The organism is Pseudotamlana agarivorans (assembly GCF_018860245.1).
Classification (GTDB): domain Bacteria; phylum Bacteroidota; class Bacteroidia; order Flavobacteriales; family Flavobacteriaceae; genus Pseudotamlana; species Pseudotamlana agarivorans_A.
In genome coordinates this window covers 327,631-346,234 of sequence record NZ_JAHKPD010000011.1, presented here as the reverse complement: position 1 = coordinate 346,234, position 18,604 = coordinate 327,631, and the positions used below count along the sequence as shown (strand labels likewise).

The 18,604-nt window shown below is 34.6% G+C and carries 20 protein-coding genes and 1 tRNA gene; 11 read left to right on the top strand and 10 right to left on the bottom strand.

Translation table 11 applies throughout. The annotated features are described in order from the left end of the window. The first annotated feature begins 123 nt into the window (after positions 1-123). Positions 124-1,395 (top strand): acetyl-CoA hydrolase/transferase family protein, encoded by a 1,272-nt coding sequence (locus tag KO493_RS06385; protein ID WP_216067108.1) that lies wholly within the window; start codon positions 124-126, stop codon positions 1,393-1,395. On the opposite strand, the gene KO493_RS06380 is transcribed toward KO493_RS06385, so the two are convergent. Together KO493_RS06380 and gpmI are read right to left on the bottom strand one after the other, a co-directional pair. After that, positions 1,392-1,796 carry a BT0820 family HAD-type phosphatase gene (locus tag KO493_RS06380; protein ID WP_216067107.1) on the bottom strand — a complete coding sequence of 135 codons (405 nt, stop codon included), beginning with the start codon at positions 1,794-1,796 and terminating at the stop codon, positions 1,392-1,394. The two genes, KO493_RS06385 and KO493_RS06380, sit on opposite strands and share 4 nt — an antisense overlap. A 136-nt stretch (positions 1,797-1,932) precedes the next feature. Continuing rightward, complete coding sequence (gene gpmI / locus KO493_RS06375; RefSeq protein WP_216067106.1) at positions 1,933-3,450, bottom strand: 2,3-bisphosphoglycerate-independent phosphoglycerate mutase; 1,518 nt, start codon at positions 3,448-3,450, stop codon at positions 1,933-1,935. A 255-nt stretch (positions 3,451-3,705) separates the two neighbouring features. Between gpmI and KO493_RS06370 the strand changes: the two genes are divergently transcribed. Then, complete coding sequence (locus KO493_RS06370) at positions 3,706-4,107, top strand: ankyrin repeat domain-containing protein (protein ID WP_216067105.1); 402 nt, start codon at positions 3,706-3,708, stop codon at positions 4,105-4,107. 79 nt (positions 4,108-4,186) lie between these two features. Here KO493_RS06370 and KO493_RS06365 read toward each other — a convergent pair whose 3' ends face one another. After that, a complete protein-coding gene (locus tag KO493_RS06365) occupies positions 4,187-4,636 on the bottom strand; it encodes a GNAT family N-acetyltransferase (protein WP_216067104.1) in 450 nt (149 codons plus the stop codon). A gap of 77 nt (positions 4,637-4,713) precedes the next feature. Here KO493_RS06365 and KO493_RS06360 point away from each other — a divergent pair, with 77 nt between their 5' ends. Beyond that, positions 4,714-5,139 (top strand): GNAT family N-acetyltransferase, encoded by a 426-nt coding sequence (locus KO493_RS06360; RefSeq protein WP_216067103.1) that lies wholly within the window; start codon positions 4,714-4,716, stop codon positions 5,137-5,139. 53 nt (positions 5,140-5,192) lie between these two features. After that, a tRNA-Gly gene (locus KO493_RS06355) sits at positions 5,193-5,265 on the top strand. A 263-nt stretch (positions 5,266-5,528) separates the two neighbouring features. Here the strand turns inward: KO493_RS06355 and pepE are convergent. Continuing rightward, positions 5,529-6,236 carry a dipeptidase PepE gene (gene pepE, locus KO493_RS06350; RefSeq protein ID WP_216067102.1) on the bottom strand — a complete coding sequence of 236 codons (708 nt, stop codon included), beginning with the start codon at positions 6,234-6,236 and terminating at the stop codon, positions 5,529-5,531. Between the two features lie 111 nt (positions 6,237-6,347). On the opposite strand from pepE, the gene KO493_RS06345 reads away from it, so the two are divergent. The 7 genes from KO493_RS06345 (at position 6,348) to KO493_RS06315 (ending at position 13,390) form a co-directional block, all read left to right on the top strand. Beyond that, positions 6,348-7,148 (top strand): carboxypeptidase-like regulatory domain-containing protein, encoded by an 801-nt coding sequence (locus KO493_RS06345; RefSeq protein WP_216067101.1) that lies wholly within the window; start codon positions 6,348-6,350, stop codon positions 7,146-7,148. Between the two features lie 110 nt (positions 7,149-7,258). Continuing rightward, positions 7,259-8,008, top strand: a complete 750-nt coding sequence (locus KO493_RS06340; protein WP_216067100.1) for a hypothetical protein — start codon at positions 7,259-7,261, stop codon at positions 8,006-8,008. Positions 8,009-8,084: 76 nt separating this feature from the next. Next, entirely contained in the window at positions 8,085-8,591 is a 507-nt protein-coding gene (locus tag KO493_RS06335; protein ID WP_216067099.1) for a DUF6702 family protein, read from the top strand. Positions 8,592-8,696: 105 nt separating this feature from the next. Next, entirely contained in the window at positions 8,697-11,003 is a 2,307-nt protein-coding gene (locus KO493_RS06330; protein WP_216067098.1) for a M1 family metallopeptidase, read from the top strand. 89 nt (positions 11,004-11,092) lie between these two features. Beyond that, positions 11,093-11,380 (top strand): Sec-independent protein translocase subunit TatA/TatB, encoded by a 288-nt coding sequence (locus KO493_RS06325; RefSeq protein WP_216067097.1) that lies wholly within the window; start codon positions 11,093-11,095, stop codon positions 11,378-11,380. A 322-nt stretch (positions 11,381-11,702) separates the two neighbouring features. Next, on the top strand, positions 11,703-12,596 hold the full coding sequence (locus KO493_RS06320; protein WP_216067096.1) for a hypothetical protein: 894 nt from the start codon (positions 11,703-11,705) through the stop codon (positions 12,594-12,596). Between the two features lie 194 nt (positions 12,597-12,790). After that, complete coding sequence (locus KO493_RS06315; RefSeq protein ID WP_216067095.1) at positions 12,791-13,390, top strand: NAD(P)H-dependent oxidoreductase; 600 nt, start codon at positions 12,791-12,793, stop codon at positions 13,388-13,390. 645 nt (positions 13,391-14,035) lie between these two features. On the opposite strand, the gene KO493_RS06310 is transcribed toward KO493_RS06315, so the two are convergent. The 6 genes from KO493_RS06310 to KO493_RS06285 form a co-directional block, all read right to left on the bottom strand. Then, a complete protein-coding gene (locus KO493_RS06310; protein WP_216067094.1) occupies positions 14,036-14,518 on the bottom strand; it encodes a hypothetical protein in 483 nt (160 codons plus the stop codon). Continuing rightward, positions 14,515-15,282 carry a hypothetical protein gene (locus tag KO493_RS06305; protein WP_216067093.1) on the bottom strand — a complete coding sequence of 256 codons (768 nt, stop codon included), beginning with the start codon at positions 15,280-15,282 and terminating at the stop codon, positions 14,515-14,517. Before KO493_RS06305 ends, KO493_RS06310 begins: the two co-directional genes overlap by 4 nt. 235 nt (positions 15,283-15,517) lie before the next feature. Continuing rightward, positions 15,518-16,159 carry an O-methyltransferase gene (locus KO493_RS06300; protein WP_216067092.1) on the bottom strand — a complete coding sequence of 214 codons (642 nt, stop codon included), beginning with the start codon at positions 16,157-16,159 and terminating at the stop codon, positions 15,518-15,520. Between the two features lie 54 nt (positions 16,160-16,213). After that, positions 16,214-17,299: an amidohydrolase family protein gene (locus KO493_RS06295; RefSeq protein WP_216067091.1), complete on the bottom strand. Its 1,086-nt coding sequence runs from the start codon at positions 17,297-17,299 to the stop codon at positions 16,214-16,216. A gap of 36 nt (positions 17,300-17,335) precedes the next feature. Further along, positions 17,336-17,863 carry a 3-hydroxyanthranilate 3,4-dioxygenase gene (locus KO493_RS06290; RefSeq protein WP_216067090.1) on the bottom strand — a complete coding sequence of 176 codons (528 nt, stop codon included), beginning with the start codon at positions 17,861-17,863 and terminating at the stop codon, positions 17,336-17,338. Positions 17,864-18,023: 160 nt separating this feature from the next. Then, positions 18,024-18,590 carry a hypothetical protein gene (locus KO493_RS06285; protein WP_216067089.1) on the bottom strand — a complete coding sequence of 189 codons (567 nt, stop codon included), beginning with the start codon at positions 18,588-18,590 and terminating at the stop codon, positions 18,024-18,026. Between the last annotated feature and the right edge of the window lie 14 nt (positions 18,591-18,604).

Genomic DNA, 18,604 nt, shown 5'->3' with positions numbered 1-18,604 from the left:
AATTATAAATATAGGACTGCAAAGGTACTTAATTTTGGTGATTCTTTTTTAGTGTTTTAACTGACATTTGACAGCTTTTACACTACCTGATTTGAGTAATTTTGCAGTCTAAATAAATAGGATATGTATAAAGTTGTTAGCGTACAAGATGCCGTAAAAGTTATAAAAAGTAACGATCGTGTTTATGTGCAAGCTGCTGCTGCTGCTCCGCAATTATTATTGCAAGCGATGACCGACAGGCATGAGGAACTTCGAAATGTTGAGGTTTGTCATTTACATGTTGAAGGGGATGCCCCTTACGCGAATCCTGAGCTTCGTGATAGTTTTCATGTCAATTCTTTTTTTATAGGAAAGAATGTGCGTCACACTATTGCAGCTGGAAATGGTTCTTATACACCTGTTTTTTTAAGTGAATTGCCTTTGCTTTTTAAACGAAATATCGTGCCTTTAGATGTGGCCTTAATTCATGTTTCGGTACCAGATAAACACGGCTACTGTTCATTAGGGGTTTCTGTGGAAGCTACTTTAGCAGCCATTGATAATGCTAAAACGGTGATAGCGCAAGTGAACGAGCACATGCCAAGAACCCATGGAGATGGTTTGATTCATTATTCTGAAATCGACCTGTTTGTGGAGGGTAACGTACCAATTCCTACACATATTTACGGTACACCTAATGCTGTTGAAAATAAAATAGGGGATTATATCGCCAATTTAATTGAAGATAGAAGTACACTACAAATGGGAGTGGGGAGTATTCCAAACGCGGTATTATCACGATTAAAAAATCATAAAGATTTAGGGCTTCATACCGAAATGTTTTCTGATGGGGTGATTGATTTAATTTTAGATAATGTGATAAACGGTAATTATAAAGGCGTGGGGCCTGGGCGCGCATTAACTACTTTTGTTATGGGGTCTAAGCGTTTGTATGATTATATTGATGATAATCCTTTTGTTGAAATGCGTTCTTGTGATTACACCAACGAAGTGGCTGTTATTAAGCAAAACCCTAGAATGGTGGCTATAAATTCAGCTTTGGAAGTTGATGTCACAGGGCAAGTTTGTGCCGATTCTTTAGGATCGAAAATGTATTCTGGAGTGGGTGGACAACTTGATTTTATGAGAGGGGCTTCTTTAAGTAAAGGCGGAAAATCGATTATGGCTTTGCCTTCTACAACCTCAAAAGGTATAAGTAGAATTGTTCCAGCTTTAAATCATGGTGCAGGGGTTGTTACAACACGACCACATGTGCATTATGTGGTTACCGAATATGGCGTTGCAAACTTGTTTGGTAAAACAATTAAAGATAGGGTGAAAGCTTTAGTGAATATTGCACACCCTGATCACAGAGAAATTGTAGATAAATCTTATTTTGAATTGACTCGTAATTAACTGAATAGTCCGAAGAAGCCTTTTTTCTTTTCAGGAATAGGAGCTTGAGTGTTGGTAAGTTTTTGATACACTTCACCCCATCCAATAAAGCCACCAACGTTTCTATCGTCAATAAATAAATCGGCGTTAATTTTTCGGCTTACAGAGTTATCAAATTCTTCTTCTGGGAAACTGCTGTTTACGGCATAAAAAACGATACCGTTTTCTTCACAAAATTTTACAGCGTCGTCTAATTTTGAACCGCATCTATACGTCCATAAAATCAAACGGTGTCCATCTTCTTGAAGCTTTTTAAGCGTTTCAAAAGCAAAAATCATTGGTTTTCCAACTTTAGGATAGGCGTCTTCAACTATGGTGCCATCAAAATCGACAGCAATAATTAACTGGTTACTAAATGTCATAAATTAAGTTAAGCAAGGGTTTAGAGCAAAAATACAATAATTTTTAAGCTAGCCATGCTTAATTACTTGTGCAATTGTTAATAATTAAAAACCCCACGAAAAGTGGGGTTTTTATGAAAATATCTTTAGAAGAATCTTAAACTAAAGCATGTCTAGTCATAGCCTCTGGTTGAGGTACGCCCATAAGCTTAAGTATAGTAGGAGCCATATCACCTAAAATTCCGTCTTTAATTTCTTTTAATTCGTTATCCACTAAAATAACAGGTACCGGATTTGTAGTATGTGCTGTATTTGGTGAACCATCAGGATTGATCATCGTTTCGCAGTTACCATGGTCGGCGATCACTAAAGTGGTATAGTCGTTTGCTAAGGCTGTAGTAATTACAGATTTTACACATTCATCAACAGCTTCGCAAGCTTTTATAGCAGCATCCATAACACCAGTATGTCCGACCATATCACCATTAGCGAAGTTTAAGCAAACAAAATCAACATCGCCTTTTTCAAGTTCAGGAACTAAAGCATCGCGTAATTCGAAAGCACTCATTTCAGGTTTTAAATCGTAAGTCGCCACTTTAGGAGAATTTCTTAAAATACGGCTTTCACCTTCAAATTCGGCCTCTCTTCCTCCAGAGAAAAAGAACGTAACGTGTGGGTATTTTTCAGTTTCAGCAATTCTAATTTGCTTTTTATTGTGTTTTTCTAAGACTTCACCTAAAGTTTCGGTTAAATTATCCTTGTTAAAGATAACATTCACGTTTTTATAAGTGTCGTTGTAATTTGTAAGTGTTACGTAGTGTAAGTCAAGTTTTTTCATGTCAAACTCAGGAAAATCTACTTGAGATAAAACTTCGGTTAACTCACGACCACGATCGGTTCTAAAGTTGAAAAAGATAATAACATCACCATTTTTAATTTTTGTGATGGGTTCGTTATTGTCGTCTACAGCGATAATTGGTTTGATAAATTCATCGGTGATATCATTAGCATACCCCGCTTCAATTGAGGCAGCGATATCTGTAGATTTTTCACCTTCACCTTTTACTAAACCGTCATAAACAACTTTAACACGTTCCCAACGCTTGTCTCTATCCATAGCGTAATAACGTCCAGAAATTGTTGCGATTTCAGTATTTGTACCTTCAATATGAGCTTCCAATTGTTTTACAAATCCAGCTCCAGATTTTGGGTCAACATCTCGGCCATCGGTAAACCCGTGAACATAAGTGTTTTTTAACCCATAATCATTGGCAGCATCAACTAAACCAATTAGGTGATTTATGTGAGAGTGTACGCCTCCATCACTTAATAAACCTAAAAAATGAACATCTTTGTTATTCGTTTTCGCATAATCAAAAGCATCAACAAGTACTTTTTCATGGTTAAGGGTTTTGTTTTCAACCGCTAAATTTACTTTCACTAAATCTTGGTATACAATACGTCCGGCACCTAAATTCATGTGTCCAACTTCACTATTACCCATTTGTCCTTCAGGTAAACCAACATGTAAACCATCAGTGCGTAAAGTAGCGTAAGGGTATTTTGTATATAAAGAATCAATAAATGGAATGTTTGCGTGGTCGATTGCTGAAACTTTTGGATCTGGCGAATTTCCCCATCCGTCAAGAATCATTAAGATAACTTTTTTGTTCATTTTTTATAAATTTTAAAACGTATCAAATATACGGCTTTTTGTTAAAATGAAGTTTATCTTTTATGATGAAAAGTGTTGGTTTTAAAGGTGTTTTGTGAATATTGTTAGAATTGTGGTCTTTTGTTAAGTTGTTGCGAATCAAACGTTAAAAATTTGTTATCAATTAATTTATGTGTAACAAATCGGTTTTTTTGTCGTCTCTTTAGTACATCAAAAAACGAAAAATCATTTAATCAAACTTAAAAACCTTTCATCATGAAAAAAACAATCATTATTTCAACCATGGCATTATGCTTTTCAATAGTAAGTGTTCATGCAACTCCAGAGCCTAGTACGTTAAAAACGAATGCCGTAGAATCTTATTTTAAAGTCAATTCATTTTGTGTTTCTATTGCCGTAGGTGATATTGAGACCGTACGAAAGCTTATTGAAAGAGGTGCCGATGTTAATGCGAAATCAAACGGGATGACACCAGTTATGTATGCAGCAAAGTTTAATCGTGTAGAGATTTTACAATTATTAATAGATAACGGCGCTAATTTAAAAGCCAAATGTGCCAAAGGTAAAACCGCTGCAACATATGCAGAATTACATGGAGCGAGCGATGCGAAATTGATTATCGATAATCATTTAATAGCGCAAAAATTTAGAAAATAGTTATTAGATTATAATTGTTTGGAGCTAGTCACTCTTTAAAAAACGCTTTGTTTAACAGGGCGTTTTTTTATGCGAAAAATTAGAGGGCTTTGAGCATGTTATAGTGCGTACCAATACCTGGGATTTCGAAAGCGTTTCCAAAAATTTCATAACCAGATTTTTTATAAAAAGGTAAAGCGGTTTCCCTAGCGTTACACCAAATGACTTTTATGTTTTTTTCTTTCATTAAACTTTCGCCGTAACTTAGTATTTGGTTTCCGATACCTTTGCCTTGAAAACTTTCCATAACAGCCATACCTCTAAGCTGATATTGTTTTGGGTGTGGTAATTCCTTATGGTCGTTTTTAAAGAATGAACAGACGCCGATAATGTTGTGATGCTCGTAAATACCTAGGTGTATAGTAGTTGTTAAATCATCACCATCAAAAACACAGGACGTGATAGGGCGACCCGGTCTTAAAACAGGTTGTCTTACTTTGTAACTTTCTTTAACTGTGATTTGTTTTATATGAAAATTGGTTTGATTCATATTTGGATTTAATATTTTTGTAAACTCAAAATTAGATAAAAATTAGAGATCTTCATCTACTCCAAATAAAAAGCATCATGGCATTCATTTTTAAAATTATAGGAAAAGAATATATTAATGATATTTTACCCTTAGTAAAAAAGTTGAATGCAGATAAGATTTCAGAGGCTGTGCTAAAAGGGCGTATAACAGAAATGTTTACTCAAAATTATGAATGTGCAGGTGTTTTTGATGGTGATACTTTAATTGGTGTTTGCGGATTATGGTATTGTACAAGACATTATTCTGGCAGAAGCGTAGAACCCGATCATGTTTTTATCGCCGAAGCTTATCGTGGAAACGGTTTAGGCGACCGTTTTTTTAGTTGGATTTACGAATATGTGGCCAAAAAAGGATACGAATCTGTAGAATTGAATACCTATGTGAATAATTCTGCTTCACATAAGTTTTATTATAATCAGGGGTTTACGATTTTAGGCTATCATTTTTTTAAAAAGTTGTAAATTTTTCTTGGAAAATATCTAAAGGTTTATCTATATTTGCAGCCGGAATTAATGCGAGAGTAGCTCAGTTGGTAGAGCGTCAGCCTTCCAAGCTGAATGTCGCCGGTTCGAACCCGGTCTCTCGCTCAAAAAGCTTCACAGAAATGTGAGGCTTTTTTTATGCCTAAATATTTATAGTGTTACACTGAGATTCACAGAGGGTGTCGCAGAGTTTCACGGAGTAGCAGTTGTTTTTTTGCACAAAGTCATAAAGTCGACAAGGATGGACGCGATTACAAAGTAAGTGTCTAAAAAAACTTTGTGGTGCTCTGTGAAATCTCCGCGCATCTCTGTGTAATAATATCCCGTAAGAGTAAGCAACCAAAAACCAATAACTAACAACCAAAATTTTACTTCAAACCATTCAATTCACTACCCGGAGCCAATTCATAAGGCGCATTGCCGAATTCAAAAATACGAGCGTCTAAAGTGCCTTTCAAAATAATCGAGTCCCCTTTTACATGTAACCAACTGCCTTCTCTTAAACCAATAACAGGTGGCGTATTGTAATGGTGAAACTCATTAATTCTTGTTTCACGGGTTTCCCCCATGTGTTTACTTTTGGGGTCTGGATCTAAATAATGTGGGTTAATGTTAAAAGGAACAAAACCTAAGGCCTTAAAGCTTGGAGGATATACAATAGGCATATCGTTGGTTGTTTTGATTGTGAGTCCGCAAATATTACTTCCAGCACTTGTGCCTAAGTAAGGCGTACCATTTTTAACAGCGTTTTGTAAAGGGGTAATAAGATTGTTCTTGTAAATTTGGTAGGTTAAAACAAAGGTGTTTCCACCGCCAACAAAAATACCTTCAGCTTGATTAATACCTTCTATAGGGTTGTCAAACTCATGAATTCCTTTTACCTCGATGCCTATTTTCTCAAAGGCTTTTCTAGCGTTATTTGTATAATCATCATGCGACATGCCTCCTGGTCGTGCATACGGTATAAAAACAAGGCTTTTTATATCTTTAAAAAAGACTTCAAGCTCATCTAAGAGGTATTCTAAATAACCCAAGCCGTGAACAGTTGAAGTACTAGCAATGATAATGTTTTTCATGAGGATTTTTATTTGTTTATAAAACTAATTAAAATTAGTGTTTAATAAAATTATAAAGAATTTTACTTTAATAATTTCATTAAAAATGGTAAATTGAAATAAAATATATTTATGAAAAAAGTATTACTATTTATTACCGTACTATCGTCGTTACAACTTGTTTCTCAAAATATTAATCGCATTGAGGTGTCAGGGAAAATTATAGTAGAAGGTGGCGAACTCTCGGGCATTACGGTATATAATAAAACGGCTAAAGTAGGAACTATTACCGACGATAATGGTGAGTTCAATTTACAGGTAACCTTAAATGATGTGGTGAATGTTAGTGCATTGCAATATCAGAATATCAGTTTTGAGGTGAATGAAGCCATTCTAAAGTCAAAGCGGATGAAGCTTTTTTTAATTGAAGAAATAAATAAACTAGAGGAGGTTATTGTCGCTAAAGGTGGACTAACAGGGAATTTAGAGGTAGATTTGAAAGAAGCTACACCCTTTAAGCCTCAAATGGATGCGCTATATTTTGGTGTTAAGCATAATATGGAGCATGAATTTAAGCCTGATAGTAAAACTAAGGTTGAAAATTTAGGGCAAAATTATCAGCAGCAGCATATGATTAATGGGTTAAACATCGTAAATGTGGTGGACCAACTACTTCTACCTATTTTCCGCTCTAGCGTTCCCAATAAAAAGAAGGCAGGCGTACCAGAAGTGCCAATCGAATCGATTAAGCATTATTTCGGAGCTCAATTTTTAGTTGATAATTTTAATATTCCAGAACACCGTGTTGATGAATTTATTCAGTTTGTGGAGCGTGATGCTTTTGATTACGATTTACTTAACTACGGTAATGAAATGGAGTTTTTGGAGTTTCTAAATCAAAAAAGTATTGCGTTTTTAAACTCGAAAAAATAGTGCTTCATCGTTTTTAACTTAATCTTACCAGCTGTTTAATAATTCTTTAAGAGTTTAAAGACGTTTTTTGTTGTTATACCAATTAAAATGGTATTATAACCAAACCAACAATGAAGCGTATTATTCTATGTGTATTATTTTTTTCTTGGGTATTTTTAGCTTCTTCTCAATCTGTTGATTTATTCGGAAGGATTAAAAGTGATGGCAATATCGAGAATATTCATGTTATTAATAAAACCCATCAGCTTTTTACGACTACCAATGTACGGGGCGAGTTTACGATGACTGTTAAGTTGAATGATACTTTGATGTTTTCATCCATACAGCATAAGCCTCAGGAACTGGTCGTTTCAGAAGTGATCTTAAAAAATAAAATTATAGTAATTCACCTAGAATCACAAATTAATGAGCTCGATGAAGTGACTATAGGAAAGGTGCTAACCGGTGATCTAATGTCTGATGTTAAGAATACAACAGGAGAAGCACCCATTAATTTTTATGATGTTGGTATTCCTGGTTATACCGGAAAACTTGCTACAAGAAGTGAACGCTTATTGGATGCCTCACGAGGCGGTTTAAATCCTGTGACTCTAATAAATGCAATTTCAGGGCACACCAAAGCTTTAAAAGCACATGTTGAAATGGAAAGAAAGTCAGAGTTATTGCGAAAAGTTAAACTAAGATATTCCGAAACGTTTTTTGAGTTATACAACCTACCAGAAGATAAAAGAAACGATTTTTTCTATTTCTGCGAGGAAGACGATAATTTCGAAGAAGCTTGTCAGGATAAAACAGATTTTGAAATATTTCAGTTTTTAGAAAAGAAGTATAATCAATATATTGAAAGCTTCGAAAATTAGAGGATAATCCGTTTCAATTTGTTTAGAATTATCTTTATGCCCTTAAAATCTTTAATTTAGCCAAAAAATTCTCCGAATGAAATTGAATAAGTTATTGCTGTTGTTGCTTATCCTTCCGCTTTGCGCATTTTCTAGCCTACATAAATACTATATAAGTGTCACTCAAATAGAGTACATCGAAGAGAAAGCATCTGTCCAAATCATTTCTAGAATTTTTATTGATGATTTTGAGCGTTTACTACGTGAGCGTTATGATGATGGCATCACTTTAGCTGGTGAAAACGAATCCCCAGAAGCCGACGCTTATATAGGGCGTTATTTAAGTGATAAATTAAAAATTCATATTAATGGGGCAGATATGCAACTTAAATTTATAGGAAAAGCTTATGAAGCCGATGTTATGAAGTGTTACTTAGAAATTGAAGGTGTTCAGTCTATACAAACCTTCGGCATAACGAATAGGATACTCTTTGATGTTTTTGAAGATCAACAAAACATCATTAAAACAAAGATCAATTCTAAGCAAAAAAGCTTCATTTTATATCCTCAAAAGGATTATTACATGTTAAAATTCGAGAAATAATAAGGATTTGCTTTTGAATTTGAGTACTTTCGTTAACTTTTAATGATAAAATCAATAAAACGAACCTAAACCAAACAAATTATTTAGTTTTAAAATAGAATACATATGAGAAAAATCGTTTATTTCTGCCTTTCATTAGTGTTTGTAACTTCTGGAATGTATGCGCAAGAGCAAGAGAAAGAACAAGCAAAGACAGGACATACAAATGCTAACAAATTCAAGCAATTATACGATGAGTTTTCTACGCCTAATATGTATAGAGCGGCTTCAGGAGCTCCAGGTTCAGCGTATTATCAGCAACAGGCCGATTATAAAATGAACATTGTGTTAGATGATAAGGCAGCTAAAATTAGCGGCGATGAAACCATTACGTACACCAATAATTCTCCAGATGATCTTAAATATTTATGGGTGCAATTAGATCAAAATGTACGTTCAGAAGATTCAAAATCACCATTAATAGAGCCATCAGGTTTTGATCCTTTTGCTCTACCAAATGACTTTACACATAAGTATTTACAAAATGGCTTAGATCGTGGTTTTCATATTGAAGCAGTGACATTAACTAACGGGAATGCCTTGCCTCACATGATTAATAGAACCATGATGCGTATTGAGTTGCCAGAAGTTTTAAAAAGTGGCGGTAAATTTTCTTTTGCAATTAAATGGTGGTACAATATCAATAACCACGTTGATGAAGGCGGACGATCAGGATACGAGTTCTTTCCAGAAAACGGAAATCGCTCTTATGTAATTGCACAGTTCTACCCAAGAATGGCAGTCTACAGTGATGTCGAAGGCTGGCAAAATTCGCAATTCTGGGGGCGTGATGAGTTTGCATTACCTTTTGGAGATTATGAAGTAAATATTACTGTACCAGCCGATCACATATTAGATGGAACCGGCGTGCTTACCAATAGAAAAGAGGTATACACTAAAGACATGATGAAGCGTTACGATCAGGCAAAAAAGTCTTTTGTTGAACCTGTAATTATCGCGACTCAAGCAGAGGCAGAAGCGCGTGAGAAATCTGTTTCTAAAAAGACTAAAACTTGGAAACTTAAAGCAGAAAACGTTCGTGATTTTGGATTTGCAACATCTAGAAAATATATTTTAGACATGATGGCTGTGAAAATAGGAAGTAAAGATGTTATGGCGGTTTCGCTTTATTCTAAAGAAGGAAACCCGCTTTGGGAAGATTGGTCTACAAAAGCCGTAGCGACGACTTTAGAGTCTTATTCTCGAATGACTTTCGATTACCCTTATCACAAAGCCATTTCGGTGCATGCACAACGTCAAGGAATGGAGTACCCTATGATTTGCTGGAATTACGGCCGTCCAGAGAAAGATGGCTCGTATAGCGATCGTGTTAAATATGGTATGATGGGGGTTATTATTCATGAAGTTGGACACAACTTCTTTCCAATGATTGTAAATAGTGATGAGCGCCAATGGACTTGGATGGACGAAGGGTTAAATACCTTTGTTCAGTATGTAGCCGAGCAAGATTTTGGTAAAAAATACCCAGCCGCATTATCGGAAAAAGACAAGCATTTCCCATCAGATCGCGGACCAGCAAAAATGATTATACCTTATATGGGAGGGGATCAAGATTTTATAGCGCCAATCATGACCAAAGGTTTAAATACTTACCAATTTGGAAATAATGCCTATGGAAAACCAGCCACAGCCTTAAACATTTTGCGAGAAACCGTAATGGGACACGAATTGTTCGATTATGCCTTTAAAGAATATGCACACCGTTGGAAATTTAAGCACCCAACTCCAGAAGATTTCTTTAGAACGATGGAAGATGCTTCAGGTTTCGATTTAGATTGGTACTGGAGAGGTTGGTTCTATACTACCGATTGGGTGGATATAGGTATCAAAGACGTTAAAAAATTCTATGTGTCTTCAGAGCCAAATGCTACAATAAAAGAGTTGGCCAAAGCGCAAGGTTTTGATATTAAAAATATACGACCGTTAGTTTATATGGTTGAAGAAGGTAGTGACGACTATAAGGATGAATTATCCCAAGGAGAACTGCTAGATCATAGCACGACATTAAAGGAATACCTTATGGATAATTTTACACCAGAAGAGCGTGCAAAACTTAAAAATCCAAAGTATTTCTATAGTGTAACTTTTAATAAACCAGGAGGTTTAGTGATGCCGGTTATTGTTGAATATACCTATGCTGATGGAACTACTAAAAGCGAAACATACCCAGCGCAAATTTGGAGATTAAATGATAAGGAAGTATCAAAAGCCATTGCTTCAGAAAAGGAAATCGTGTCTATTAAAATAGATCCAAACGAAGAAACTGCCGATATTGATACCAGCAATAACACCTGGCCAGCAGTTAAGCAACCAAGTGATTTTGATACCTTTAAAAGTAAATCAGGAAATTAATAAGAATTAACATAAAAAGTAATAAAGAAAGTCGATTTTTAAAATCGGCTTTTTTTTATTCTAACAAAACAACTTAGTATATTTGTAGCGTGATACAGCAAGCAACATTCTTATTTATTAGCGGCGCAGAAATAGCCTTCATACTATTTATTGCTATTATGGTTTTTGGTGCCGATAAGTTACCAGAAATTGCCAGAGGTTTAGGTAAAGGTATGCGTACGCTTAAAGACGCTTCAAACGACATCAAACACGAAATCACCAAAACCGCCGAAAATAGCGGTATCGATACCAGCATCACTAAAGATGTAAAGAGTGAACTTGATAAGGTGAAAGAAGATCTAGAAGATTTCACCGGCTCTGTGCGACGAAAATTCTAAATTCCTACAACTTATTTGGGCGTTACCCTATCGGGTCAGGCTTTTGGCAGTCGCTCTCTGCGAGGAGCTCCAACAATGCCTCAATCCTTAACGCGGGCGTATTTGCTAATTTGGTGCAGCTTCATAATAATTAAAACGTACTGGTTTAGCCTAATCCCAATATTATTTATTTGATTATTTCTATTTTATTTTCAACTTGATAATTATTGAATTTTCTCACCATAAAATTTCTGATTTATTGATAGACATATTATATTTCGCCATTCCAATAAAATAGGTGCGTGGCATACTTGTTTTATTTACTCAACTAACATATAACCAAATGAAAAAAACGAACTTAATTCTTACGGGCCTAATGCTGGCATTTTTTGTCCTTGCCTGTTCTAGTGATGACGATGCGTCGAGTGATGAAGAGTCAATGACTCCGGTCGAATTTAATAGCTTAACGGTTTCTGAATACTTATCGTTTACAGATGAACCTATTACATTAACCATTGATGCTAGCCACTTTAGTAGTGTTGAGTTTGTTTTTTCAGACCCTAGTATATCGTCTCATAAAGTTGATAAAACAACTTATGAAATAAGCGCTAGTAAAGGCTTAGAAGGTAGTGTGAGTGTAGAGCTGTCCAATGGAGGAACTAGCGAAACAAAATCTGTAGATTTAGAGTTTGTTGAACATGGTGTTGTTAACTCTAATATCGTTGAAGGTATTAAGATTGACGTTGATACCACCGAAAGGCTTTTAGAAGTCTTAGGAGAGCCGCATGGAAAATTATTCCATACTACTAGAAATGAGGAGACCTGGGGCTATTATTTTGGTGTTTTATTCATCGTAAATACGCAAACAAATATCGTTACTTCAGCAGAGATCAATACATACAGTAGGATTTTACAATCATACAATGGAGACGTTATCATTCAACCTTATCCATATTTAATCAATGATACTCTTGATTTTAGTGGTTCAGAAAGAGGAAAAATGGATGAAATAGTTGATAAGTTAGGTATGCCGTCTTTTACATATACAGGTACCTTGCCTTCACCACTTGTAAGTATTAAAACAGAAATAAGAGCGCCTACGTCATCAACTCAAGGTTTATATCAATATGTGTATTTTCATGATAATAACCAAGGACATAGTATCTCTGTTATGTTTTATTCCGATGCTTTAGATAATTATATAAATCAATATTTGTTGGCTTTATGGATTAATTAGTATTTTAATAAGCCTTAGTGAAAGAAAGCAGAAAAGCATTAAACTTAAAGTTTAGTGCTTTTCTGCTTTCTTGTTTTATTACAATAGGGTTGCTAGGTGAAATCTTACTAATTTTCTATTTAGTAACTTTAGTGACGAGACACCAGTATAAAAATTGAATCACATAACGACTCTTAGTATCAGTCACAAACAACATGAAAAACATATTAATAATTAAAGCACACCCTAGAGAAGAAAGTTTTTGTAATGAACTCGTTGAGAAATACATGGAAGGTGCTAATAAAAATGAAGTAGACCTAAGAATCATAAACTTACATGATTTAGATTTAGAACCCTGGCTAAAATACACATGGGATACTAACCACGATTCTATACCCGATTCTGAAGATTTAAGAAATTCTAAAGAATTAATACTATGGAGTCATCACTTGGTATTTGCATATCCAACATATTGGGCTTCACCACCAGCATTATTGAAGTTGTTTTTGGAGGTCATTATTATTTCTCACTTCGCCTTCAAATACCATAAACCCTATTTCGGAAAAATTCCAAATGTAGAAAAGCTTCTTACAGGAAGAACCGCTTCAATTATTTCAACAATGGACGCACCTCCCTTACTTATGAAATGGATAGACAAAGATCCAGGAGGAAGAATGATGAAGGATATTTTTAGATTTACAGGAATTAAATTTAAACGTAAGTACTATTTTGGTTCTGTGGTTTTTACAGATTCAGAGAAGAAAAACAAGTGGCTAGAAAAAGCAATTCTCATTGGCAAGAAAGACAGCTTGTGAAAAATAATAACTTCAATATTTCAGTTGATCGTAGTATATATTTATCTAAACCAAAGTATGAAACATAAGTTTTTCACTATGGTTTGTGGTTTAATTAGTTTGTTTATACGAAATTTCTTTACTGTAGTGTAGGGTATATCTGTTGTGTGGTTTGTATTTGGGAGTAGAGAGTATAATGTTATTTATATATTCTTGTTGGCTGTAATTTAAAAATCGCACTTCGAAACAAACTGAATTATTCCGAAGAACATTTACTTTGAAAATAATTAAACAAATACTTGTTTAATTCAGATTTTTTTAGTATATTATTGTTTAACAAATTCGCAGACTACTGGTCGCAGGTTTGGAACAGAATAAAATTGTTCTTTGTCATAGTGTTTTACTTAATTTTAACTGGAATGTATACTTTACATTCGTACGAATATACCAAACAGCTTGTAATGAGCTACAACAATATTGAAATATTTAATAACGAGAATATAAATAAAGAAAAGGAGGGAATTATGATGAAAAAAAATATTGAAAATTTAGAAAGTAAGACAACGAACATATCTAATCTACCTGTTAGGCATTCAATTATATAAAAGCTCTTCGTTCGAAGGGCTTTTTTTTAGTTAAAACAACCTGAATACAATTTTGATAGAATTAAAACAATCTTCCTAATTTATCATTGAGGGGAATTGTTAAATCAATAAATTCGAAATTTAAATTATGTGATTTTCCCAAAGGTTCAATCATTTTTCCTAACGATTTCCTGTCCTTTGTGATATAAGCATCAATTTTTCTATTATGAATTTGAGAGAATAACTTAATATCGTTGATTATAACTTTTCTTTGCTCTGATTCCCTTAAAGTTTCATTTCCTTTGAGTTCTAAAAAAAAGCTACCAGCAGTTTTAGCATCTGCATAATCAAATTCTAACAATCTAAAAGCATTAAGTGAAAGTAGATTATCTGGATCATCACCAACAGCATATTCACTAACTACAATAGTAGAAAGATACATTTCTATTCCATTTTCTAAAAAATACTCAAAGTAATCTTTCGCATTTTGATGGTATTCATCATCTGATTTTAATAATCGAATACAGAAAGAATTATCTAAAAGAACACTACTTATTCCTTTCATATTCCATCTGTTTTTAAATCATCAATCCAAGTATCAACATTTGTGATTTTACTCAAATTTACAGAAGCCTTTTCAATAACCTTTTCCAAAAGAGATTTATTAAAAACAGGTTTGTATTGTATAAATTCAATTAATTCTAAATCAGATAATTTATGGTCTTCAAGGCTCTTCTTACCTCTGACTTTTATTCCATATGGTTTATACGTCTTCTTTTCGCCATTCATTATCTGCTCTTTCGTTGCAGAAATAGTTAGATTACCATACTTTTTAGTGCTAACATGTAAATTCGGATTTTTACCACCTTCTTGATAAATTTCACCATAAAGATAAAATTCGCTTTCATAAAAAGTTGGAGCAATCATTTCGAAATTTGTAGAATAATCTATAACTAATGATGACTCTTCTGAAATTGAATTATTGAACTCAATTATATAACCTTCCTTAACTGCTTTTTTCTGGAATTTATCAATTATAGACTGTCTTCTATAGTCAAGAAAATCAAGGTTGTTTCTACTTCTGATTTCACTTGTTAATCCATTGAATAATATAACAGCTGTAATTGGTAAAAAGAATTTGTGCTTGGCAGAACCTTCTTCTATGTCATAAGACATATGTGGTCGATTTTGTTTTTCCTTTCGATTTGGATACAAGAATGTTTCAACATCTGATATAAAGTCTTTTACCTCATTAATATCAATGTCTTTAGGACTTAAGGTATTATCCTTATTAGTCACTCTTAATTCTATATAGCCTTGTTCTTCCACTTTTCTAAAATACAAATTTACTGAATATAAAAAACTACAGCCTACAAAGTATATAATTTATTGCTAGAGTTTTAGCTTACTTACGAAAATCCTCACATCCCTATAGCTATCGGGATTCTATTCGGTTTGTGCCTGCCTGTCGGTAGACATGTTTGCTAAATTAGATGCTTAAAATACGCAACAAACCATATATACATCAACATTAACTGTAATACAGGAGAACCAGAAAAAACAATCACAACCTCCTACTAATCGTCAAACCATCACGAATAGGTAAAAGCACGGTTTCAATTCTAGGGTCTTCTTTGAGTAAGGTATTGTATTCTAAAACCGCTTTAGTGGATTTGTCATCGGGTTTTAGGGCTTCTAAGACTTTTCCACTCCATAATACATTATCGGATAGAATAATCCCGCCAACATTGAGTTTATCAATAATAAGGTTGAAATAATTGGGGTAATTTTCTTTATCAGCATCAATAAAAACCAAATCGAAGGTTTTATTTAGCTTTGGAATAATCTCTAAGGCATCGCCTAAATGCTGAAAAATTTGAGTACCGTACTCAGATTTGTCAAAATATTTACGCTGAAAATCAAACAACTCCTCATTAACATCTAAAGTGTGGAGTTCGCCATCTTTTTGCATGCCCTCCGCTAAACAAAGCGCCGAATAGCCCGTATATGTACCTATTTCCAAAATATTTTTTGGGTTGACCAGTTTTGAAATCATACTTAACACACGGCCTTGATAATGCCCACTAAGCATACGTGGTTGCAGTATCTTTTGATACGTTTCACGGGTGAGTTGCTGTAGTAATTCTGGCTCGTTTTCAGAGTGTTTTACAACATAATCATCTAAGGCTTCCGATATAAAATGCATGTGTTTTGGCGTTTAATTCTTGTTGTTGTATTTGATGCTTAAGAAGCTTCAAAATTAACTTAAAATTCTTTTAATCAACTTTTCTTTGGCTAATTTATCATCACCATGTAACCACTGAATCACGTTGTTTTCCCAAATGGCCTCGTATTCGTCTTGATTGATGATTTCTCTTTCTTTAGCCAAATCTAAAATCTTACCGGGGTAAGACGATTGTTTTTCGTTTTCCATTTCACCTAAAGGATAGGGGTCGTCAAGCCCCATAATCACTTGTTTTGAACCGTGGTTTTTTATAAGTAATTCTAAGCTTCCGGTATCATGAACTAAAGTGTCGAAAAAGATGTTTTTGTGGCCAACAGCCTTTCTGGGATGGTGTTTGTTTTCAAATAAATCGGGTCTGCCATCAAATCCTTGAATACGTCTTCCTAAGTTAATTTGTGCCAATTGTCCGCCATGAGCAAAACATGTCCGCATATTAGGGTATTTATCTTGATAGCCGTTTAAGGTTAGAAAATGGTAGGCATCGGCGCATTGTGCCAGCATCCAGATGAGGTGAAAACGCCAAGAGGTATTTTCTAATTTTATGAATTTTTCGCCGTCATAGGGGTGAATTTCAACAGCTAAATTGTATTTGTTAGCTAATTCAAAAATAGGTTCATTGGCTTCATCAAAAATACAACGCCAAGTGCCTATGGTATCCATGTAATGCGTGGGTAAACAAAGTAACTTTAAGCCTAGAGTTTCTACACAACGTTCAATTTCCCAACAGGCGCTATTCACAGATCCCGGATGTACTACAAAACCACTTGTGAATTTATTTGGGTGGTCGTGCTGGATTTTGGCGTTAAAATCATTTTGAAAGCGTAATGCTTTTTTCATTTCTTCAACGCGTAAACCATTACCGTATAATTGCGATAAGTTTAAAACAACGGCATGATCTAGCGTGTTGTGTTCCATCCATTCCAGCTTTTCTTCAAGAAAAAAACTAGAATGTGTTACAGGACGACTCCAATCTTTTTGAAGCATGAATTTCCGCTCTTTATCCACCCAAAAAATTTCCTTTTCTCTCATGAAATCAGGAATATCTTCCGGGTAGGGTAGCAGGTGGGAATGGCCGTTTATTCGTAATTTTCGTTTTTCCATGGTGAATGCCTAATTGGAATAGTAAAGCTTATATGCTTATTTTACTTTTTTAGGAGCTTGCATAATTTTACCGCAATTTGGGCAGCAGCGTTTGTTTTCATCACCATAGAATTTATCGAATATTTTAGGCATGTCGGTTTCGATGTTTTCTAGCGTAAAATCTTCTTCATATAGTTTGGTGACACAATTTTCGCAAAACCATAGTAAAGCGTCTCGCATGCCTTCTGGGCGTTTGTATTCAATCACCAAACCAACGGTGTTGGCGCCTCGTTGCGGTGAATGGGGTACTTTTGGTGGCAATAAATAAATATCACCTTCCTTGATATGAACGTCTTTAGGTGTGCCATTATCAATAATTTTTAAAACAATATCGCCTTCAACTTGATAAAAGAACTCTGGCGTTTCGTTGTAATGGTAATCCTTTCTGCTATTGGGGCCGCCAACAACCATGACAATAAAGTCGCCGTCCTTCCAAACCACTTTATTACCAACGGGTGGTTTTAAAAGATGTCTGTTTTCTTCAATCCAAGCTTTAAAATTTATGGGTGATGTTAACTGGCTCATGTCAAGAAACCCTATTAAGCTCCTTAGGGAGCAACTCAAATCGGGTATTTGAGTTTTTGTTAAAACATTCAGTTTAATATATAAAAGTAGGTAATTTTTTGGTTCTAAGTATAGGGTAGGGACGTATCATGTAAACTTAATTTCTTCATTTACATCCCGGCTATTTCTTTCTTTCAAGTCTTTTAAATCCGAAATAAAGAATTGTACAACAAATTATAAGTCCGATGATTGCTGGAACTAAAATGGATGTTCCAGATTCTCCGGCCTGTTGAATACTCCATATCATTTTTCCGGTCGCCATGAAAGCGAGCACTGCAATCCCCATCATTAGACTACGTTTCCAAAAGGCCAAACCCAAGGCTGAAAGCGAAATAGGTATCGTTAAGGTTAATAATATTTTATTTAAATCCCATGAGTCGTAGAGGTAACTTTTTTCAAATTCTAAAAATGTAATCACCTGGTCACTGACGATTTCAGGCTTAGGAAACCAAAACATGCTGGTAAATAAGGCGAACAAAGAAATCATCATTCCCGCGAAGCTTTTCTTATAGGCGAAATAGCAAAACGGTATCAAAAATAAAGGTCTGAGATACCAACTCCACTGATTATGATGACGCTCAAAAACCCAATCAAAAAATGGCTTATTGGTCATCGATATGATGATAAACGCGATTGTTAATGCTAAAAATACGCTTCCTAATATGTAATCTGTATTTCTAGTTTTCATCGGTTTAATTTTAT

Coding starts and splice junctions, on each gene's coding strand:
- KO493_RS06300 (WP_216067092.1), bottom strand. CDS start 16,159: ATGCATTTTATATCGGAAGCCTTAGATGATTATGTTGTAAAACACTCT.
- KO493_RS06285 (WP_216067089.1), bottom strand. CDS start 18,590: ATGAAAACTAGAAATACAGATTACATATTAGGAAGCGTATTTTTAGCA.
- KO493_RS06330 (WP_216067098.1), top strand. CDS start 8,697: ATGAGAAAAATCGTTTATTTCTGCCTTTCATTAGTGTTTGTAACTTCT.
- KO493_RS06360 (WP_216067103.1), top strand. CDS start 4,714: ATGGCATTCATTTTTAAAATTATAGGAAAAGAATATATTAATGATATT.
- KO493_RS06290 (WP_216067090.1), bottom strand. CDS start 17,863: ATGAGCCAGTTAACATCACCCATAAATTTTAAAGCTTGGATTGAAGAA.
- KO493_RS06380 (WP_216067107.1), bottom strand. CDS start 1,796: ATGACATTTAGTAACCAGTTAATTATTGCTGTCGATTTTGATGGCACC.
- KO493_RS06310 (WP_216067094.1), bottom strand. CDS start 14,518: ATGAAAGGAATAAGTAGTGTTCTTTTAGATAATTCTTTCTGTATTCGA.
- KO493_RS06295 (WP_216067091.1), bottom strand. CDS start 17,299: ATGGAAAAACGAAAATTACGAATAAACGGCCATTCCCACCTGCTACCC.
- KO493_RS06340 (WP_216067100.1), top strand. CDS start 7,259: ATGAAGCGTATTATTCTATGTGTATTATTTTTTTCTTGGGTATTTTTA.
- KO493_RS06370 (WP_216067105.1), top strand. CDS start 3,706: ATGAAAAAAACAATCATTATTTCAACCATGGCATTATGCTTTTCAATA.
- gpmI (WP_216067106.1), bottom strand. CDS start 3,450: ATGAACAAAAAAGTTATCTTAATGATTCTTGACGGATGGGGAAATTCG.
- pepE (WP_216067102.1), bottom strand. CDS start 6,236: ATGAAAAACATTATCATTGCTAGTACTTCAACTGTTCACGGCTTGGGT.
- KO493_RS06335 (WP_216067099.1), top strand. CDS start 8,085: ATGAAATTGAATAAGTTATTGCTGTTGTTGCTTATCCTTCCGCTTTGC.
- KO493_RS06365 (WP_216067104.1), bottom strand. CDS start 4,636: ATGAATCAAACCAATTTTCATATAAAACAAATCACAGTTAAAGAAAGT.
- KO493_RS06385 (WP_216067108.1), top strand. CDS start 124: ATGTATAAAGTTGTTAGCGTACAAGATGCCGTAAAAGTTATAAAAAGT.
- KO493_RS06345 (WP_216067101.1), top strand. CDS start 6,348: ATGAAAAAAGTATTACTATTTATTACCGTACTATCGTCGTTACAACTT.
- KO493_RS06315 (WP_216067095.1), top strand. CDS start 12,791: ATGAAAAACATATTAATAATTAAAGCACACCCTAGAGAAGAAAGTTTT.
- KO493_RS06320 (WP_216067096.1), top strand. CDS start 11,703: ATGAAAAAAACGAACTTAATTCTTACGGGCCTAATGCTGGCATTTTTT.